The 18,843-nt window shown below is 68.9% G+C and carries 15 protein-coding genes; 7 read left to right on the top strand and 8 right to left on the bottom strand.

What is annotated here, in order from left to right; genetic code table 11:
* Positions 1-103: 103 nt before the first annotated feature.
* The gene (locus tag VEC57_12145; protein ID HYB99872.1) at positions 104-1,210 is read left to right on the top strand and encodes a PAS domain-containing sensor histidine kinase; all 1,107 of its coding nucleotides are present in this window, start codon (positions 104-106) and stop codon (positions 1,208-1,210) included.
* 3 nt (positions 1,211-1,213) lie between these two features.
* Positions 1,214-2,170, top strand: coding sequence for a ParB N-terminal domain-containing protein (locus VEC57_12140; GenBank protein HYB99871.1), 957 nt, complete (start codon positions 1,214-1,216; stop codon positions 2,168-2,170).
* Here the strand turns inward: VEC57_12140 and VEC57_12135 are convergent.
* The 3 genes from VEC57_12135 to VEC57_12125 form a co-directional block, all read right to left on the bottom strand.
* Complete coding sequence (locus VEC57_12135; protein HYB99870.1) at positions 2,124-3,680, bottom strand: ABC transporter permease/substrate-binding protein; 1,557 nt, start codon at positions 3,678-3,680, stop codon at positions 2,124-2,126. The two genes, VEC57_12140 and VEC57_12135, sit on opposite strands and share 47 nt — an antisense overlap.
* On the bottom strand, positions 3,677-4,450 hold the full coding sequence (locus VEC57_12130) for an ATP-binding cassette domain-containing protein (protein ID HYB99869.1): 774 nt from the start codon (positions 4,448-4,450) through the stop codon (positions 3,677-3,679). Before VEC57_12130 ends, VEC57_12135 begins: the two co-directional genes overlap by 4 nt.
* Before the next feature lie 112 nt (positions 4,451-4,562).
* Positions 4,563-5,597, bottom strand: coding sequence for an aspartate-semialdehyde dehydrogenase (locus VEC57_12125; GenBank protein ID HYB99868.1), 1,035 nt, complete (start codon positions 5,595-5,597; stop codon positions 4,563-4,565).
* Positions 5,598-5,718: 121 nt separating this feature from the next.
* Here VEC57_12125 and VEC57_12120 point away from each other — a divergent pair, with 121 nt between their 5' ends.
* Positions 5,719-6,954 (top strand): hypothetical protein, encoded by a 1,236-nt coding sequence (locus VEC57_12120; GenBank protein HYB99867.1) that lies wholly within the window; start codon positions 5,719-5,721, stop codon positions 6,952-6,954.
* Between the two features lie 162 nt (positions 6,955-7,116).
* Here the strand turns inward: VEC57_12120 and VEC57_12115 are convergent, their stop codons facing one another.
* Positions 7,117-8,034: a LysR family transcriptional regulator gene (locus VEC57_12115; GenBank protein ID HYB99866.1), complete on the bottom strand. Its 918-nt coding sequence runs from the start codon at positions 8,032-8,034 to the stop codon at positions 7,117-7,119.
* Positions 8,035-8,097: 63 nt separating this feature from the next.
* Here VEC57_12115 and glyA point away from each other — a divergent pair, with 63 nt between their 5' ends.
* The gene (gene glyA, locus VEC57_12110; protein HYB99865.1) at positions 8,098-9,387 is read left to right on the top strand and encodes a serine hydroxymethyltransferase; all 1,290 of its coding nucleotides are present in this window, start codon (positions 8,098-8,100) and stop codon (positions 9,385-9,387) included.
* A gap of 59 nt (positions 9,388-9,446) precedes the next feature.
* On the opposite strand, the gene VEC57_12105 is transcribed toward glyA, so the two are convergent.
* Positions 9,447-11,831, bottom strand: a complete 2,385-nt coding sequence (locus VEC57_12105) for a hypothetical protein (GenBank protein HYB99864.1) — start codon at positions 11,829-11,831, stop codon at positions 9,447-9,449.
* Between the two features lie 144 nt (positions 11,832-11,975).
* Here VEC57_12105 and VEC57_12100 point away from each other — a divergent pair, with 144 nt between their 5' ends.
* Complete coding sequence (locus tag VEC57_12100) at positions 11,976-12,386, top strand: hypothetical protein (GenBank protein ID HYB99863.1); 411 nt, start codon at positions 11,976-11,978, stop codon at positions 12,384-12,386.
* A gap of 37 nt (positions 12,387-12,423) precedes the next feature.
* On the opposite strand, the gene VEC57_12095 is transcribed toward VEC57_12100, so the two are convergent.
* From VEC57_12095 to VEC57_12085, 3 genes are read right to left on the bottom strand one after another with little or no spacing between them, the layout of a single operon-like run.
* Positions 12,424-13,407 (bottom strand): HupE/UreJ family protein, encoded by a 984-nt coding sequence (locus VEC57_12095; GenBank protein ID HYB99862.1) that lies wholly within the window; start codon positions 13,405-13,407, stop codon positions 12,424-12,426.
* Positions 13,400-14,353 (bottom strand): peptidylprolyl isomerase, encoded by a 954-nt coding sequence (locus VEC57_12090; protein HYB99861.1) that lies wholly within the window; start codon positions 14,351-14,353, stop codon positions 13,400-13,402. Before VEC57_12090 ends, VEC57_12095 begins: the two co-directional genes overlap by 8 nt.
* Before the next feature lie 2 nt (positions 14,354-14,355).
* Positions 14,356-16,800, bottom strand: a complete 2,445-nt coding sequence (locus tag VEC57_12085) for a DUF3604 domain-containing protein (protein ID HYB99860.1) — start codon at positions 16,798-16,800, stop codon at positions 14,356-14,358.
* 91 nt (positions 16,801-16,891) lie between these two features.
* Here VEC57_12085 and VEC57_12080 point away from each other — a divergent pair, with 91 nt between their 5' ends.
* Both VEC57_12080 and VEC57_12075 read left to right on the top strand, forming a co-directional pair.
* Complete coding sequence (locus tag VEC57_12080; GenBank protein ID HYB99859.1) at positions 16,892-17,548, top strand: TetR/AcrR family transcriptional regulator; 657 nt, start codon at positions 16,892-16,894, stop codon at positions 17,546-17,548.
* 80 nt (positions 17,549-17,628) lie between these two features.
* Entirely contained in the window at positions 17,629-18,813 is a 1,185-nt protein-coding gene (locus tag VEC57_12075) for an acyl-CoA dehydrogenase family protein (GenBank protein ID HYB99858.1), read from the top strand.
* Positions 18,814-18,843: the final 30 nt, after the last annotated feature.

Below are 18,843 nucleotides of genomic sequence, written 5' to 3'. Positions count from 1 at the left end.
GCCGTGGCTTCGTGCCGCACGTTGGCCTCATCTGCGCGGCGCTTCCCGCGAACGTGTTGCTCCCAATCCTGGGGCGGTCCACATACAGGAGACGCAGGCATCGATGACGCCACCCACCGAAGACCTTCTGCGCCTCCTGGCCGAGCAGGCGCGCGAGCACGCGTTCATCCTGCTCGACGCCGACGGTCGCATCCTGTGGTGGAGCCCCAGCGCGGAGGAGATCTTCGGAGCCAGCGCCGAAGAGATGAACGGGCAACCGCTGTCGGTCCTGTTCGTGCCGGAAGACAATGCGATGGGCCTGCCCGACCACGAGCTGGCAGTGGCGCGTTCGAGCGGCGCCGCGGAAAACGATCGGTGGCTGCAGCGAAAGGACGGCTCGAGGTTCTGGGCGGCGGGAGCGACCACGCCGCTCAAGGATCGCGACGGCCGCATCTTCGCCTTCGGCAAGATTCTCCGAAACCGCACCGACCAGAAAGGCTACATCGAGGCGCTACGAAAGCGCGCCGAGAGGCTGGCTCGCGAGGACGAGCAGAAAACCGTCTTCCTTTCCACGCTCTCGCACGAGCTGCGAAATCCTCTGGCGCCACTGACCAATGCCGTGCATCTGCTGCGCCTGGCCGCGGCCGACATCCCCAACGTCGAATACCCCATCAATCTCATCGAGCGTCAGGTCGCGTTCATCCATCGGCTGGTCGACGATCTCCTCGACCTGACGCGGATCCGCGCCGGCAAGATCGACGTGAAGCTCGAGCCGGTCGTGCTGCAGACCGTGCTCGAGAAGGCGGTCGAGGACGTTGCCCATGATGCACGCGAGCGGGGACACGACCTGGATCTTCTGCTTCCGTCCGGGCCGATCATCGTCGACGCCGACCCGCTGCGCCTGCACCAGATCTTCGTCAATCTCATCGGCAATGCCGTCAAGTACACGCCGGACCGCGGAAAGATCTGGGTCAAGGCGACCGTGGAGCCGCTCGAAGCCGTCGTGCACGTCGAGGATACCGGCATCGGCATCGCGGCCGACATGCTGCCGCGGATCTTCGATCTGTTCACGCAGGTCGAGAGCGCGCGCGACAAGTCCAACGGAGGCCTCGGCATCGGGCTCTCCCTGGTCAAGAACCTGGTGACGCTGCACGGCGGCACGATCCAGGTCCACAGCGACGGCGTCGGCAAGGGCAGCGAGTTCACCGTGCGTCTGCCGCTGCCCGCCTGATCCATGGGCGCGCGCAAGACGACGAGCCGAAAGAAGAAGAAAGGCGCCGAACCGGCCTCCCGCGGCCTGACGCCTCGCCAGATCTGCAGCGAGAACCTTCCAGCCGCCGTCGCAAGGCTCGCCGCAACGGTCGAGTCCGACGGGGGCACCGTGGCCGGCGCCTATCGCGATCCGCTCGGCGGCCTCTGGCAGCTGGTGGTGGCGCTCCCCATCGACAAGGTTGCGCCCACACCTTTCCAGCGCGACGTCTCCGAGGCGCATGTCGAGCGGCTGTCCTCGCGGGTGGATCAGCTCGGACGCTTCCTCGATCCGATCATCGCCGTGCGCCGCGACGACGGCACGTACTGGACGCCCAACGGCAATCACCGGCTGAACGCGATGCGGCGCCTGGGCGCCCGCAGCATCGTCGCGCTGCTCGTGCCCGAGTCGGACATCACCTACCAGATCCTGGCGCTGAACACGGAGAAGGCGCACAACCTGCGCGAGAAGGCGCTCGAGGTGATTCGCATGGCGCGCGACCTGGCCGCGACCGATGCAGGGCCGGAGCGCGACTTCGCGCTCATGTTCGAGGAGCCGGCGCTTCTGACGCTCGGCATCTGCTACGAGCGCAACGGCCGCTTCGCCGGCAGCGTCTATCGCCCGGTGCTCACGCGCACGGAGTCGTTTCTGGCAAGCCGGCTGCCCAGGGCGATCACCACGCGCGAAGCACGCGCCGAAAAGCTGCTGCAGCTCGACGAGGCGGTCACTGCAGCGGTGGCGTCGCTCAAATCGCGCGGCTTCGAAAGCCCGTACCTCAAGAACTTCGTCGTCGCCCGCATCAACCCGCTGCGGTTCCAGCGCGGGGCCAAGGCCGACTTCGATGCGACGTTGGACCGTATGATCGCGTCCGCCAGGCGGTTCGATGCCTCCAGGATCAAGGCGGACCAGGTCGCACGCTCGGGCGGGCCTCCGGAGGAGTGACCTTGCGAGCCGCGACGAAGTTGCGCGCCACCTGCCCCGGCGTGTAGCCGTTGACGTCGACCGCCAGATTCATGCGCTGCATCGCCCGCACGTCGATGCTTCCCTCCAGCGCCGCCAGCGCTTCCCGCAGCCGCGGCTGCTCCTCCAGCAACACTGCACGCGCGAGCACGACGGCGTCGTAGGGCGGGATGGCGAGGCGATCGTCGCGCAGGATGCGCAGCCTCGCCGCCGCCAGCCGGCCGTCGGTGGAGTAAGCGCTGACCACGTCGACGTCACCGCGGGCCGCCGCCGGATACAACAAGGACGGATCCATCGTCCGCTCCTGCGCGAAGCGCAGGCCGTACACCTCGCGCAGGCGGCGCCATTCGGGCCGCGCGAAGAACTCGTAGTCGCCGCCGATGCTGGCGGAGTGGGCGAGCGGCTGCAGGTCGCTGATCGCCTCGATGCCACGCCCGGATGCATCGGTCTCCCGCATCGCCAGCACGTAGGCGTTCTCGAAGCCGAGATTCGCGACGATGCGCACCCGGTGTTCCTGCTCGAGCTGGCGCGCGGCCTGCGCCAGCAGTTCTTGTCGGCTTGCCGGCAGCTCCTGCCGATGCAGGACCGTCGTCCACAGCGTGCCGCTGTAGTCGACATAGACGTCGATCTCGCCGGCGCGCAACGCGTCGAACGCCACGGTGGAGCCTAGAGCCGGCAACAAGCGCGTCGCCGCGCCGGTGCGCTCGCCGATCCAGGCGCTCAGGATCTCGCCTAGGATCAGCTGCTCGGTGAAGGGCTTGGCGCCAATGACGATCGTTCGTGCCGTGCGGGGCGGCGCCGTCGACGCCAATCCTGCGTAGGCCGTGATGGCGATGCCGAGCGCGCAGCCCGTCCACAGCAGCCCCGGCCGCCGCCTGCGAGCGCCGCTCTCTGCCAGACGCACGATGCCGTCCAGGAGCAACGCCAGGGCGGCGGCCGCCGCCGATCCGACGAGCACGGCAGCAACGTTCCGCGTCTGCAGCCCGCTGAAGATGTAGTTGCCGAGGCTGACCGCCCCGACCGGCGTGGCCAGCGTCGCCATGCCGACGGTCCAGACCGTGGCCGTGCGTATGCCGGCGACGATCATCGGCATGGCCAGCGGTATCTCGACGCGCGCCAGCTGCTGCCGCCGCGTCATCCCCACGCCGAGCGCGGCCTCGATCACGGACGGATCGACCGAGGCGATCCCCGTTGCCGTGTTGCGCAGGATCGGGAGCAGCGCGTAGAGCGTCAGACCGACGATCGCAGGCACGAAGCCGATGCTTGGAAGGCGCAACGCCGCAAGCAGCGGCACCATCACCGCCAGCAGCGCAAGACCAGGAACGGTCTGCACCATCGAGGCGAAACCCAGGACCGCGCGCTCCAGCCACGGCATGCGCGTGGCAGCGATGCCGAGGGGAACGCTGATGAGCGTCGCCAGCAGCATCGCCACGACCGTCAGCTGCAGATGGGCGGTCAGGTACTCCGGCAGCAGCGCGAGCTGCTCGCTCACGTGGCCGCTCCGATCATTTCGGCAATACGCCGCGACTCGTGCGTCGGCGTCTCCAGCAGGCCGCGCACGTAATCGTCGGCCGGGCGCCGGAGAAGCTCGCACGGCGTGCCGATCTGAACGAGCCTGCCGGCCCGCATGACCGCGATGCGGTCGGCGAGGAGCAGGGCCTCGCTCATGTCGTGCGAGACGAGGATCGAAGTCACCGCCAGCCGCCGCCGGACCGCGTCGAAGGCGTCGTGCAGACGGCGGCGCGTCAGCGGGTCGAGCGCTCCGAACGGCTCGTCGAGAAGAACGATGGTGGCTCCGGCCGCCAGCGCGCGGGCGACGCCGACGCGCTGCTGCTGCCCGCCCGAGAGGTCGGCGGGCATGCGCTCGCGCACTTCGTCGGGATCGAGCTCGACCAGTGAGAGCAGCTCATCCACGCGCTGCCGGATGCGCCCGGGCTGCCAGCCCAGAAGCGACGGCGTGATGCCGACGTTCTCGGCGACCGTCATGTGAGGAAACAGACCGACGCGCTGGAAGACGTAGCCGATGCGCCGGCGCAGCTCGTGAGGAGCCAGCAGCGAGACATCCTGCCCGTCGAGCAGCACGGCACCGGCCGTCGGCTCGACCAGCCGGTTGATCATCTTCAGCGCGGTCGTCTTTCCGCACCCCGACTCCCCGACGATGACCAGCAGCTCGCCGCCGGCGACGGTGAGGGTCAGATTCTCGACCGCCAATCGATCCCCGTACCGCTTGGAAACGCCGCGTAGCTCGATCGTCGCACCCACGCCCACATCCTACAGCGCCGTGCAGCCGAGCGCAGGCGGGCTGGAGGCCCGCCGCAGCGAGCCCCGAGGACTGCAACGAAGCAGATCGGCCGCTATGCGCGTCCGCCCGCCGCTACGGGGCCTGAAGCTCCCTATCCTTCGACGCAAACCAGCGGCTGGCTATGCGCACGGCGTTGGTCGCCGCGCCCAGGCGCAGGTTGTCGGCGACAACCGTCAGACACAGGCTGCGCCCGCTGCGATCGCGCGCGTCCTTGCGCACGCGTCCGACCAGGGCGCGATCGCGGTCGCCGACGCTCGCAACGGACGACAGGCCCTCGCCGGCCGCACCGGAGAGGAAGCGCACGAACGGCGCCTGCTTCTCGTCACCGAGCACCTCGGCCACCGCCGACGGCTCGACGGGCTTCTCGAACGTCACCCACGCGTTCTCGTAGTGGCCCACGGCCACTGCCACGCGGCAGCACTGGGCACTGACCGGCAGCTCGGGGATCTCGAGGATCTTGCGCGCCTCGAACATGAGCTTGCGCTCTTCGGACGAGAAGCCGCTGTCGTCGGTGCCGCCGTTGTGCGGCACGGTGTTGCCCGCATACGCCTTGGGATCGAAAACCTTGCCGAGGCGGTCGACGGCGCCGTAGCCTTCGTGGCTCGCCGCCAGGAACGTATCGAGCGCGGCGATGCCGGCACCGCTGACGGCCTGATAGGTGCTGACAGTGACTTCCTCCAGACCGAATTTCTTCCGCAGCGGCTGCAGCGCCAGCGTCAGCGGGATCGTCGTGCAGTTGGGATTGGCCACCAGGCGAACGTCGTCGGTGACGCGATGCGAGTTGGCGCCGGCCGCCACCAGCGGCACGTTCGGATCGCCGCGGTACGTGTTGCTCTTGTCGATGACGCGGTAGCCGAGCTCGAGCAGCCGCGGCACGTAGCGCTTGCTGTGCTCGTCATCGAGCGCGACGAAAGCGAGATCGCCTTTGGGTGCCGTCGTCTCCTCGAGGCGCGCGGCCGCAAGGACCGGGTAGCGCGTTTCGCGAAGCTCCATCTCCTGATCGCGGCTCGCGTAGAGGAACAGTTCCGCGCCGGGCCAAGCACGCCCGACCAGCTCGAGGGTCTCGCGTCCAACGAGACCGGTTGCACCCAGGATGCAGATCTTCATCCTGCGAGCTTTAGCAGCGATCGACTTCCTCGGCCACCGTCGCAGCCGCCGGCATCAGCGGCGCAGGCAGAACCTGCCGCCGTTGACGCGAGGCAGGAAATGCTGGAAAGCAGCCGTGCCCATGAGGACCGTCGCCGTCGTCGCTGCACTGCTCGCGCTGTGGTGGCTGGCCACCGCACCGCGGCCAGAAGTCGCGCCGGCGCCGAGCATCGCCTTCGCCGAAGACACCGTGCGCGCGATGATGGCCGTCGACCGATCGCAGCAGTTCGCGTCCTCGCTGCAGAGCTTCCCATCCGACCTTCCCGGGCACGACGACATCGTGTTCGTCGACGGTGGCGCCGCGGCGCTGGTCAGCGCGATGGACGGCCGCTTGTGGAAGGTCGACCTCCGCACGCACGCCGCCGAGCCGTTTCTCGATCCGCCGCTCATGCCCTCGGGCATGCACGAGGCGCCGGGCGACCCCTCCACCATCTACTTGTGCGCCTCGCACCTTCACGGACAGACGTATCCGGCCGGCGAGGCGGTGGGACTCTACCGGCTGGACGTGGCGACGCGCGCCGTCACGCCGGTGGTCCTTCGCGTGCCCGCCACTGCCATCGAGCACGCCCGCCCCGTCATCTACCGCGATGACGGCGACGCTCCCGAGCTCGCAGGCAACGCGAGCGGCGGGAGCAGACCGCTGGCATTCTGCAACGATCTCGAGCTCTCGCAGGACGGCCGCCGCATCTACTTCTCCGAGCCCTTCTCGTACGAAGGCGCGTCGATGGGCGGCGGCGCGCTGGTTGAAGCGGTTTCGCTGGCAGCCAACGGGAGGCTGTGGCGGCACGATCTGGATACGGGCGTCACGCGCCTGATTGCCGAAGGCTACCATTTCATCGACGGCGTCCTCTTCGACCTGCATCCGGGCAAGGCGCGAGAGGAGTCGGTGCTCGTCAGCCAAACGCCGCAGTTTCGGCTGACGCGATTCTTCATCGCGGGCGCTCGTGCAGGCACGGCGCAGGTCGTGCTCGACGGACTCGGCGGCATGCCCGACGGCCTGGACCGCGACGACCACGGCCGCATCTGGGCGGGGCTGATCAAGGAGCGCAGCGCGCTGCTGACATGGCTGCACGCCAATGCGTGGATCAAGCCGCTGTTTCTGCGCCTGCCGCTGGAGCGCGTGCCGCAATCGCGGCGAACGGGCGTCGTCGTTCTCAGCGCCGACGGCAGCACGCCGCTGTATGCTGCGATGTACGAGGGGCCGGCACTGAGCAACATCGCTTCGGCGGTGCCTGGACCCCAGGGCGTTTACCTGACGCCATTCGATCCCGAGCACCGTGGCCTGGTGCGCCTGCCCTACCCGGCGCTGCCGCAGTAGAAGCGGCGTTCCTGCCGACACTCGCCTGAAAACCTACGTGCGGGTCGTGCCTCCCGCGTCGCGGCTGGGCACGGCTGCGGCTGTCGCGCCTCAAGCACGGCAGCGCGCGCAATCGCCGCGGCTGTCGCGCCTCCCGCACCGCAGCGCGCGCTACCGCTGCCGCTATGGCGCCTCCCGCACGAGCAGCTCCCGGAACGCATCGAGCGCCTTTACCCGCCGCGCGCTCGCGAGCTGATTGAGCCACACCGGATCGCGCATCGGTTCCCTCGGCCCGCGCAGCACCGACAGCCGCCCTTCTTCCTGGAACGGCTCGGCTACGTCGCTCGGGAGTACCGCTGCGCCGGCCCCTCGAAGGACCAGCTCGACGGCCAGATCGGTCGTGGCGACCCAGCAGCGGATCCGATCGCGCGCGGCGCGCCGCGCGCCGAAGTGGTGGCGTGCCCAGCGATCGATGAGAGGGTCGCTCTGGTAGTAGTCGATCAGTGCAAGGCGAGACAATGCCTCCGGGTTCATGATGCGTCGCGACTTCGAAGGCGGCGCCGCCAGCACGAGCGATTGCTCGAACAGCCGCTGCGAGCGGATGTGCGGCAGGCTCGGCCCCCCCGGCCGCAGCGACAAGGTGAAATCGAGCCGGCCCGCCGTCAGCTCTTCGGCAAGCCAGCTCTGCGGGCCGAAGCCCACACGCACGCGAGCCGCGGGATACTGCCGCGTGAACTCGTCGACCACCGCGGCGATGCGGAAGCGTGAGAAGCCGGTGAAGAGGCCGACACGTACCGTGCCGCTGACTTCCTTGCTGCCTCCGAGCACCTCGGTCAGCGCTTCCGACAGCCGGTCGCGCGCGTCGGACACCACGGCGCGCAGTCGCCGCCCCTCCGGCGTCAGCACCATCGTCTTGCCGACACGGTGGAACAGCGTGGCTCCGAGCGCCGATTCCAGGGCGGCGAGGCTGTGGCTGATCGCCGAGCGCGTCAGCGAAAGCTGACGCGCGGCCGCGGCCACGCCGCCGGATTCGGCGATGACCAGGAACGTGATCAGCTTGTTGAGATCGAGCCTGTCGAGATGGGCCACGTTCGATTTCATCGAACGATGTGCGTCCGATGTTTCACTTTACTTGTCAACGCGGGCTCGGCGATAGTCCCGGCCATGGAAACGGCGCGACTGCAGTTCCCGCATTCGACTCATCGAGAGGCGCTCGAGCTATACGACCCGGAGGTCGCGGACGCCCTCTGCGGCGAGGAGACGCGCCAGCGGCGCGGCATCGAGCTGATCCCTTCGGAGAACTACACGTACCCCGAGGTTCTGGCCGCGCTGGGGTCGGTCCTGACCAACAAGTACTCCGAAGGCTATCCGGGCCGTCGCTACTATGGCGGCCAGGAATACACTGACATCGTCGAGGATATCGCCCGCGACCGCGCGCGTCGTCTGTTTCGCTGCGAGCACGCCAACGTGCAGCCCCTGTCGGGCTCGCCGATGAACCAGGCGGTATACCTGGCCTTTCTCGACCCCGGCGACACGATTCTGGCGATGGATCTGTCGCATGGCGGCCACCTGACACACGGCGCACCGGTCTCGCATATGGGGCGGCTGTTCCGCTTCCTTCGGTACAAGACCCGCACCGACGACGCCGGCCGCATCGACTTCGACGAACTGCGTCGGACGGCGCGGCGCGAGAAGCCGAAGATCGTGCTGTGCGGCTATACCTCCTACCCGCGCGACTACGACTACGCCGCCTTTCGCGCGATCGCCGATGAAGTGGGCGCCAGCGCCATGGCCGACGTCTCGCACGTCGGCGGGCTCATCGCCGGCGGCGCTCTGGCCAACCCGTTCGATCACGGCTTCGACGTCGTGACCACGACGACGCACAAGAGCCTGCGCGGCCCCCGCGCCGGCATGGTGCTGTGCCGCAAGGAACACGCCGCGCGCATCGACGCTTCGGTGTTCCCGGGCCTGCAGGGCGGGCCGCACATGAACACGATCGCCGGCATCGCCATCACGCTGAAGAAGGCCATGGAGCCCGAGTTCCGCGAGTATGCCGCGCAGGTCCTGCGCAATGCCAAGGTGCTGGCAGCCACGCTGTCGGCGAACGGCGCCGCGCTCGTCACCGGTGGCACCGACAATCACATGATGGTGCTGGATACGATCGCCGGCTACGGCATCGACGGCCGCGCGGGCGAACGCGCGCTGGATTCGATCTGCATCGCGACGAACAAGCAGATCATCCCCGACGACCCCAATCCGCCGCTGCGGCCGAGCGGGGTGCGGCTGGGCACGCCGGCGGCGACCACGCGCGGGATGCGCGAAGGGGACATGCGCCGCCTCGGCAGCTGGATCGATGCCGCGCTACGCCGTCACGACGACGCCGCGGCCCTTGCCGCCTTGCGCGCAGAGGTCGAGAACGCCTGCCTGCGCTTTCCGGTGCCGGGCCTGGCGTAGATAGGGGCCGTTGCACGGCAGCGCCATGGTGACGGGACGCGCGCGAAAGGCTCGGCCGCTCACGGCGGACACTGCAGCTGCAGGTCGCGGCCGACCGCGTACGCCAGCAGATAGAGCGAGTCGCCGGCGCTGAGGGAGGCGTTGCCGTCGACATCGCACACGCTCATCGCGCAGGCGACGAGGGAGATGGCGGCGCGCAGAACGTAGAGAGCATCGGATGCACCGGGGTGGTCGCGGCCGCCGCCGAGCGGGAAGCCGCATGGCACCACGCTGCAGTCGCTCGCGCACGCGTCGCCCGGGGCATGATCGTCATCGCCGTCATCGCACTCTTCGCCGACGTCGACGGTGCCGTCGCCGCAGACGGCGCAGGAGGGATCCTCGCCGCCCTGGCACACGCCGGATGAGCAGGCGTCGCCGGTGGTGCACGCGTCGGCGTCGTCGCAGGCCGTGCCGTCGGCGACGGGCATCGCAATGCAGGCTTGCGCCTGCTCGCTGCAGCTGCCGGCAGCGCAGGCCGTGTTCAGGTGCGAGCAGTCCACGGCATCGGCGGCCACGCAGCCGGCGCCTGCGTCGCACAGTTCCTGCCCGTTGCAGAAGGAGCCGTCCGCACACAGCGAATGCTGCGGCGTGCTCGTGCACCCTTTCGGCGTGCACAGGTCGGTCGTGCAGGCGACATCGTCGTCGCAGACGATCGGCTCGGCCTGCCCAGGATCCTGGCATGGCACGCACGCTTCGATCGTGTCGTCGACGACGAAGGCGGGCGGCGGCGTGATCGCGCCTTGGATCGATGGAGTGGGGGCGTCGCTGCGGCTGCGCACGAGGTTCCAGCCCTGCGCGTTCTTGATTGCGGCCCCGCTGGCGACCTCGATGGCGCCTCCGGCCCGCAGCTCGTTTCCGCCGCTGTTCGCCTTGTTGTGCACGAGCGCATTCGCACCCACCTGCAGATTGCACGCGGCGAGCGTGATGTTGCCGGAAGCAGCGAAGGCGTCGGAACCGTCGAGCTCGAGCCTGCCGTGGATGGACGCGGAGCCGCCGGCGTCGATCTCGATGCCGCCGGCATCCGCCTCGAGAATGCCGAGCGCCTCCAGATCGGCCGCCGAGTGGACGAAGACGTCCTCGCCAGCCTGAATGTGCACGAACCCGGCGCTGCCGGCAGCGCCGGTCGAGTTGGCCGAGACGCGGCCGTGGACGTCGATGTCGCCGATGGCCTTCCACCAGATGCTGCCGCCGGGGCCGTGCGGAGCGCCGCCGCTGGCGCTGAAGCGACCGTATGCGGAGATGTGGATGTCGTCGCCTGCCACGACTTCGACGTCACCGGCGTCGCCGGTGTCGGCCTCCTCGATGTTGGCAATGGCGGCTCCATCCGCGGTCAGCAGCACACGGTCGGAGGCGCTGCCTCCTTCGATGCGGACGTCGCGGCCGGCGTCGACGTAGATGTAGCCGCCCCGGCCTCCATTGACGGAGCCGTTGACCAGGACGTCGTCGGTAACGACCACGTCGCGCCAGCCGATGATCTGCGCGAAACCGCCGCCCGCCACTCCGCCCGTCAGCCTGAGCTTGCCGTCGACGTGCACGTCCACTGCGGCTTCGATCTCGACGTCGCCGCCGAGTGCGCCTGTCGCGTCGACCGGCGCCAGGATCCTGACGCTTCCGCCGAAGGAGTGAATCTCGAGACGGCCGGCATCCGAGAAGCCGGCGGTGGCCGACAGGTACGTCGTGCGGCGCAGCGTCACGTCGCCCGCGGCTTCGATGTCGACCCAGCCTCCTTCTTCGGCCTCGCCCTGAATGGCACCGCCCAGGTCGACGCTGCCGCTTTCGATCGTGCATAGTCCGAAATCGCAGTCGGTGTCGGTGCTGCAAGCGACGGGCCGGTTCGGGTACGCCTGGCAGAACTTGTCCGTCGGGCAGGTGCCTAGCGAGCAGTCGGTATTGGTCGAGCACCGAACGAGATTGTTGCCCGTGCAGCGCCGGGCGTTCGGCAGCCCGGGCGGAATGCAGGTGCCGAGCATGCAGTCCGTCTCCTGCTCGCAGGTGACGGAGGGCCGCAGCGAGCAGCGTCGAACCGAACACGACCCGAGATGGCAATCTTCGTCGCTCATGCAGCCGCCCGGACCGCCGTCGCAGCCCAGGCGCGCGCGGATCTTCATCGAGCCGCCATGGTACGTGCCGTTGCTCGTGCCGCGCACGATGATGGCGGCATGCGCCTGGCCGACGTCCGCCGTCAGGTTGCCGCAGCGCACCTCGGCGTGATTGGCGCCGGCGCTGAGGCGACCGTCGCCGGTGACGTGGACGGTGCGGCCGCCGAAATCCAGAAGGCCTGCGATCTGCACCTCCTGGCTGACGATGCACGGGTCGTCTGCGGCCGCGCAGACGTCGTCGGCCGAGTCGGCGACGATGGCCGAGGCCGCAACCGTCGCTGCCAGCGGCACGGCGGCGATCGCCATCCAAACTGCGCGGAACGCGCGACGGCTGCGGGAGCGCATGACGCCGCAACCTATCCCCCTGCCAGGGCGGTCGGAAGGCACGATCGCCGCTCATCGGAAAAAATCGCGCCGGCGTCGTGGCCCGCGACGATCGTCCGCGGCAACATGCCGGTCATGGCGGAGCGCCGCTGGGAGCTTCTCGTCCGCGACCTGGAAGCACGCGGCTATCGCAGCGAGTATCTGGACCGGCTGCGACAGAGGTTGCCGCTGGAGGATGCCGTCGACGACATCCGCCGCGAGATCGTCCGCGAGGCGGCCTCGGCGCTGTCGCGCGCCGCACTCAAGGTCGATCACGCGCTTCTGGAGCTCGAGCTGTGCGGGCACGAGCTGGAAGCGGCGACGACGTTCGTGGAGCGCTATCGCCTGGAAGTACGGTTCAACGAGCTGCGCGAGAAGGCGCTGCGGGTGCGGCACGAGCTCGCCATCCACCGCGAAGCGCTGGGCATGCGCCGCAACGACGCGCTCGAGCGCCTCTACCCTGTTCCGCCGCGCGTGCGCATCGACATCCCCGAGTGACGTTCCGCCGGCGGGTGACGATCTTTGCCCGACCGCCTCAGAGCAGGAGCGAGGTGCGCTCCATCATCCAGAACGCAGCCAACGCGCCCATGACATAGACCGGAGCCAGCCGTACCCAGGACGGCAATCGCGTCAGCAGCCCGCGCAGCATCGCCGATGCCACCAGCATCGCCGCAACGAACACGATCTGCCCGAGCTCGATCCCGACGTTGAACGCGAACAGCGCCAGAGGGATTTCGGTCTGCGGCAGCCCCGTCTCGGCCAACGCGCCGGCAAAGCCGAGCCCGTGCAGCAAGCCGAACGCCAGCGCCATTGCCCACGGGCGCCGGCGAAGCAGCGTCTGGCGGCCGTCGCCGCGTGCGAGCTCGACCGCCAGCACGTAGATGCTGAGCGCAATGACGACTTCCACCGGCGCCTGCGGAACCTGCACGATCTGCAGCGCCGCCAGCGCGAGCGTGACGCTGTGGCCGGCGGTGAACGCCGTGATCGTCGCGAGCAGCGAGGCGCGCGGCACGAGCAGGAGCAGCCCCAGCACGAACAGCAGGTGGTCGAGGCCGGCCAGAATGTGCTCGACACCGAGAACGGCGTAATCCCGCACCACCTGCAGCCGCGATGGGGCCGCCTCGATTTGCACGGTGGGACGCGACGTGCCGAGCACGCGCCGATCCGTCGCTCCGGAGGCCAGCTCCACGCGCAAGAGCGCATCGGTGCTTTCGAGCCCGGAGACGCCGACGATCGAGCCGGCCAGGCCGGCGTTGCCGCAGTCGATCCGCCAGGTGGACGTGGAGCTGTCGTCCTCGTCGACGACGGTTGTTTCGCCGGCTCGGCGGCAGTGCTCGGGAAGCACCGGCGCCAGCTCGACGCCGGGAATCTGCGCGCGCGAGGCCTTCCACGTCACATCCACGATGCCGCCGCCGCGCTCGCGCAGCTCGAGCAGGACCGGATCGAGCGCATGCGCGTGCGCGCGCTCGGCGAACAGCAACGCGACGGCCAGCGTGGCCAGTGCAACGATCCTATGCATCGCCGCCTCCGCGCGTCGCGCCGAGCTCGAGCCGCACTTCGTACGCTCGCCGCGCCGTCTGCAGGAACTCCTGCACCCGCTTGCCGGCGCGCTCGGCGGCCAGGCTGCGCTCGACCTGCGAGCGAACCGCCTCCAGCTCGGGGACGCGGGCGCCACGGCGTTCGTCCACCTGCACGACGTGCCAGCCGTAGGCGGAACGGATCGGCCCGAACCATTGCCCGGTCTGACCCGACGCGAAGATCGCGTCGGCGAACTCGGCGCCGAACAGCTTGGCCAGGTCCTTGTGCGACTGCGCAGCAAGGCGCGAGCCCATGACGAACGGATCGCCACGCCCGAACGTCGCGGCGGACGCGGCGGACCGTGCCGCGCGCTCGGCCTCCGCACGCGAGCCGTCCTCGCCGCGCCGGGAGGCGTCGAAGAAGACATGGCGCAGGCTCACGCGCTGCGGCTGCACCAGCGCCTGGCCGTGCGTCCGGTAGTAGCTGGCCAGCTCCTCGTCGCTCGGCTTGTCGGAGCGATGCCCGACGAGCAGGCGCATCTTCTGCACGAGAATCCGCCGCACCACCGGGTCTTCCAGGTGCAGCCCCATCTCGAGCGCGCGCCGGTACAGCTCGCCGGCGCTGGCGTTGCCGTCGTCCTCGCCGAGGAAGCGCATCTTCTGCACCAGGCGCCAGCCGATGGCCCGGTCCGAAAGCTCGAGGCCGCGCGCGAGCGCCTCCCGGAACAGCACTTCCTCCTCGACGGTCTTGTCGAGCAGCGCCTGCAGCTCGGCTTCGGTCGGCGGCGCTCCCATGCCGACGGCGTAGGCGCGGCGGATGCCTTCGATTCGGCTGGCATCGATGACGATGCGGCGGCGTGCGTCTTCGCCGGCCTCGGCGCCGTTCCAGTAGCGCGTGCCCACCAGCAGCATCAGCCCCAGCAGCAGGAAGTGGATCGCGGGGCGCATGTCTACAGCTTGAACGACAGGGCCGTGCCCGCCTGCAACCACTCGTGCCGGTCGGTGGCCGAGTAGCTGCCGCTGGTGACGTCGATCGCCAGCGTCTGCGCCGACGGCTCGAGGCCGGCAAGATCGATGTCGCCGGTCTTCAGGCCGATCTGTGCCGAGCCGTTGCCTGCAATCTTGACGCTCAGACTGGTGATGCCGGCGATGGCGCCGGTGGGATCCTTGTACTGGTACTTGCTGCCCGGCTTCTTCACTTCCATCGTGCCGGCCGGAATGGTGGCGGTGAAGACGCCCGCTTCGTCGCGCAAGGTGATGGTCAGGTCGTGGGCCTGCGGATCGAGCGAGGAAGGCGCCTTGGCGAAGAACAGCTTGAGGCTGAGGCGATCGGTGCCCGGCTCCTCCCCGAATCGCACCTGCCCCTTCGACAGCGTCACCAGCTCCGGCTGATACCAGATCGGCGACGTCAGAGCGCGCTCCTGGAGGGTCAGCGGCGTGTGCTCGTCGCAGCACATCACGTAGTCGGCGGGAACGCTTTCGGGAGCCGAGCAGTCCACGCCCAGCGAGTTGCACAGATGCGTGCTCCAGCGGCAGGTCGGGTTCTCGAGCACGCGCACATAGTAGAACGCGCGCTCGCTGGCATCGAAGTCGGGATCGCTCCAGACCGTGCACAACGTGTCGAAGCCGGTGCCGGTGGGCTCGCACGTGTCGAGATCGACGCCGGCGCCGTTGGCCGCGTCGCCGGCGACGTCGTAGACCTTCTCCTTGATACCGTCCTTGCCGTGCCATCCCTTGATGATCTGGATGCGCTGCAGCGGCGTGCCCGGATCGCCGGGAAGCCCCGGATCCTTCTGCGCCAGCACGGCAATGCGCATGTCGCTCTTGCCGAGCATCGGGCCGATCTCGCCGCCCATCGGAACGCCCTTGTCATAGCCTTCGGCGACGAAGTCGGGATCGTCGCAGAGAGTCTCGGCGAAGCGGCCGGCAAAGACGCGCACGATCGGGCGCGTGCCGCTGGTTGCGTACGTCTCGCGGCGGCGCATCGCCGCGAACAGTGCGTCGCGAGAGTTCTCCTCGGCCCACAGCACCGACAGCCCGCCGCCGCTGCCTTCGATCTTGCCCGGCGGGTTGTGATTGAGGATGAAGCGCGGCTCGGACTCGGTGATGCCCATGTGTCCGGAGGCTGGGTAGTCGCTCTCGTCGACCAGGCCCGGAGTGCCGTTGTGCGTGTCGGTGCCGCCGATGAAGCCGAGCTGGAAGGGATTGCTGCCGAGCGTTTTCTGCTTGATCATCCCGTCCTTGAGCGCGAAGCGCACGTAGGCGCGGTCCTCGAAGTTCTGGTTCCAGTTCGAAGTGCCGAACAGCGTCGAGCGGCTCAGCTTCTCGAAGCCGCACTCCTCGTCGGTGGCGCCGCCCACGCCCTGGCGGCACTCGGCATCGCCCTTGTTCTGAATGATCTCGACCAGCGGCTCCATCGCCTTGCGCGTGGCCGCGTACTCCGCGGTCATCGAGCTGCCGTCGGTCATGTTGCGAGGGAACATCATGTCGCGCGCAAGGTTGGAGTTGTGGGGAATGGCGAGCACGTCGCAGTTGCCGTCTTCGTCGAGGCACTGGGTGCGCAGCGCTTCCCACAGACCTTCGGGCGTCCACTCCTCGTAGTACGTAATGGGCAGCGGAGGCACCTCCGCGTTCCGGAAGATTACGTTGCGATGCAGATTGTTGCCGTCCAGGTTGCTCGACCACTCGTAGGCGGCGAACGTCGTGAACTCGCACGCCGAGGTCCTGTCGTAATGCTCCTCGGCGGCAGCGAGCGTGTCCTGCCACACGACCGCGGCCTCGGCCGCGCAGTCGGCGCCGCCGGCTCCGCACAGAGCGAAGCGGTCGGGATCTTCGACGTTGAGCGGATTGAAGAAGTTGTAGAACGCCTGCGGCGGCAGCGGCGCCGGCACGAAGTCGTTGTCGAAGGTGTTGCGCAGGTCCGCGCAGATCTGGTCGTCGTAGCCGGGGTAGCCCGGGTGCAGGCAGATTTGCGCCTCGCCGAAACCCTCGGCGTGATCGGTGACGGCGGTGAAGTCGAGCGGACGGTCGATGGTGGCGGTGCGCGTCGGCAGGTCGCTTGCGTCGTACGGCGGCAGGCCGACGGTGGCGCCGCGCGCGAACGCATAGGCGTCACGAGGCCCGTTGCGGGTGCGGATCAGCACGGCGTCGGCCGAGTAGGCCGTGTGCACGTGCAGGTCGCCGAAGTAGGGATTGCGCAGCGGGTTGTACTCGTCGCAGCTCTGCCGCACCTCGGTGCGCTCCCAGTCCTGCTGCGGCATGACGCCCCCGGCGTGTGCCAGCGAGGCCGTCGCCAGCATCGCGCACGCGGCGAGCAGCATGCCCACGCGCGCCGCGAACCAGCGATCCGACTGCAGGAACGAAGCGATGGAGGCTGGGGACAGGCTTCTTTTCATCGGTAGCGACCTCGAAATTGTTATGTCAGTGCGACTGACGAAACTGCTTCTAACATTTGGCAGTCGGACTGACAAATGTTATTCCCGCCGCGTGTCCGAGGTCGCCAAGCCCAAGCGCGATGGCCGCAACGAGCGGTCGGCGGCAACCCGCCGGCTCGTGGCGGAGGCCTACCTCGCCCTGGTCGGGGACGGCTTCCTCCGGCCCACGGCGCGAGCCGTCGCCAAGAAGGCGGGAGTCTCGGAGCGGGCGGTCTTTCGCCACTTCCAGGACCTGGAAACGCTGCTGTCGGAGGCGGCGATGATCCAGATCCAGCGCATCGGCCGTGAGGTGCCCGAGCCGGCGCCGCTGGACGGACCCTTCGAGCTGCGGCTGGACCGCTTCGCCCAGCGTTGGTGCGAGCTTCACGAGCGCGTCACGCCCGTGCGGCGCGCGGCGATTCTCTACGAGCCGTTCTCGCCGGAGGTGGCGCGACGTCTCGGCTGGATTCGCGGCGTGCGGCGCTCGGAGATCGAGCAGACGTTCGCCCCGGAGCTGGCGCCGCTGGCGCCGCAGCTTCGGCGCGAGACGGTGGCGGTGGTGAGCGCCGCCTGCTCGTGGTCGACCTGGAACCAGCTGCGGACGCGCCACGACCTCGACGCCGCCGCCGCGCACCGGGCCGTGCGCCGCAGTATCGCCCAGCTTCTGGGAGTCGCGTCGGCAGACGTCGCCGGCGACGTCTCCGGAGCTGGCACCGATGCCGCGCTGTGAGCGCCGCGGCCGGTGTCGTCTGCGTTTACTTGCCCGCCGGGGCTCGGTAATTTCCCGCGTTCTCGCAAGGAGATTCGCCCATGGACATGTCCTACACGCCCGAGCAGATCGCATTCCGTGACGAGGTCCGCGCCTGGATCAAGCAGGCCATGCCCGAGCACATCCGGCACAAGGCCGAGGCCGGCGGGCACTTCGAGCACGAAGAGATCATGGAGTGGCACCGCATCCTCCATAAGAAGGGATGGGTCGCTCCCCATTGGCCCAAGGAGGTAGGCGGGCCGGGCTGGGACGTGGCTCAGCGCCACATCTTCAGCGAGGAGATGGTTCGAGCCAATGCGCCCTCGCTGTCGCCGTTCGGGCTGACGATGGTCGGGCCGCTGATCATCCAGTTCGGCACCGAGGAGCAGAAGAAGCGCTTCCTGCCCAAGATCCTCTCGGGCGAGGAAGTCTGGTGCCAGGGCTACAGCGAGCCGAACTCCGGCTCGGACCTGGCCAGCCTCCAGCTGCGCGCCGACAAGGACGGCGACGACTACATCCTCAACGGCCAGAAGACCTGGACCACCTACGCGCAGTACGCCGACTGGATCTTCGTGCTGGCGCGCACCAACTCGACCGGCAAGCAGCAGGAGGGCATCTCGTTCCTGCTGGCCGACATCAAGAACACACCCGGCATCGAGGTGAAGCCGTTCCTGACCATCGGCGGAACCCCGGCCTTCTCCGAGACCTGGTTCGACAACGCGCGCGTGCCGCAGGCCAACCGCGTCGGGCCCGAGAACCAGGGCTGGTCGATGGCCAAGGCGCTGCTCGGGCACGAGCGCACCTCCATTGGCGGCGTGGCCGAGTCGGGGCGCTGGCTGCAGCTGATCCGTCGCATCGCGCGCGACACGCCCGTCGGCGACGGCACGCTGCTCGACGATGCGGCGTTCCGGCGACGTCTGGCGCGGCTCGACATCCGCCATCGCACGGTCGGCATGGCCAACCTGCGCACGCTGGCCTCGGCGCAGCTCGGACATGCGCCGGGGCCCGAGAGCTCGATCCTGAAGATCGTCGGCACCGAGCTGCAGCAGGAGGTGACCGAGCTGGCCATGGACGCGCTCGGACACGGCGCGATGGGCTGGTTCGATGCGCCAACCGAAGCAATGCCCGAGTACCAGCTGTGGATCGCATCGCAGTTCAACTACCTGCGCGCCTGCACCATCTACGGCGGCTCCAACGAGATCCAGAAGAACATCATCTCCAAGCTCATCCTCGGCCTGCCGCAGTAAGAACGGGGTCAGGTCGTGCATGCGAGCATT

This window comes from Candidatus Limnocylindrales bacterium (assembly GCA_035626395.1).
In the GTDB taxonomy this organism is placed as follows: Bacteria; Desulfobacterota; Binatia; order UBA1149; family CAITLU01; genus DASPNH01.
Note: the sequence above shows the minus strand (reverse complement) of the source record. Positions and strands in the feature narration are given on the sequence as shown.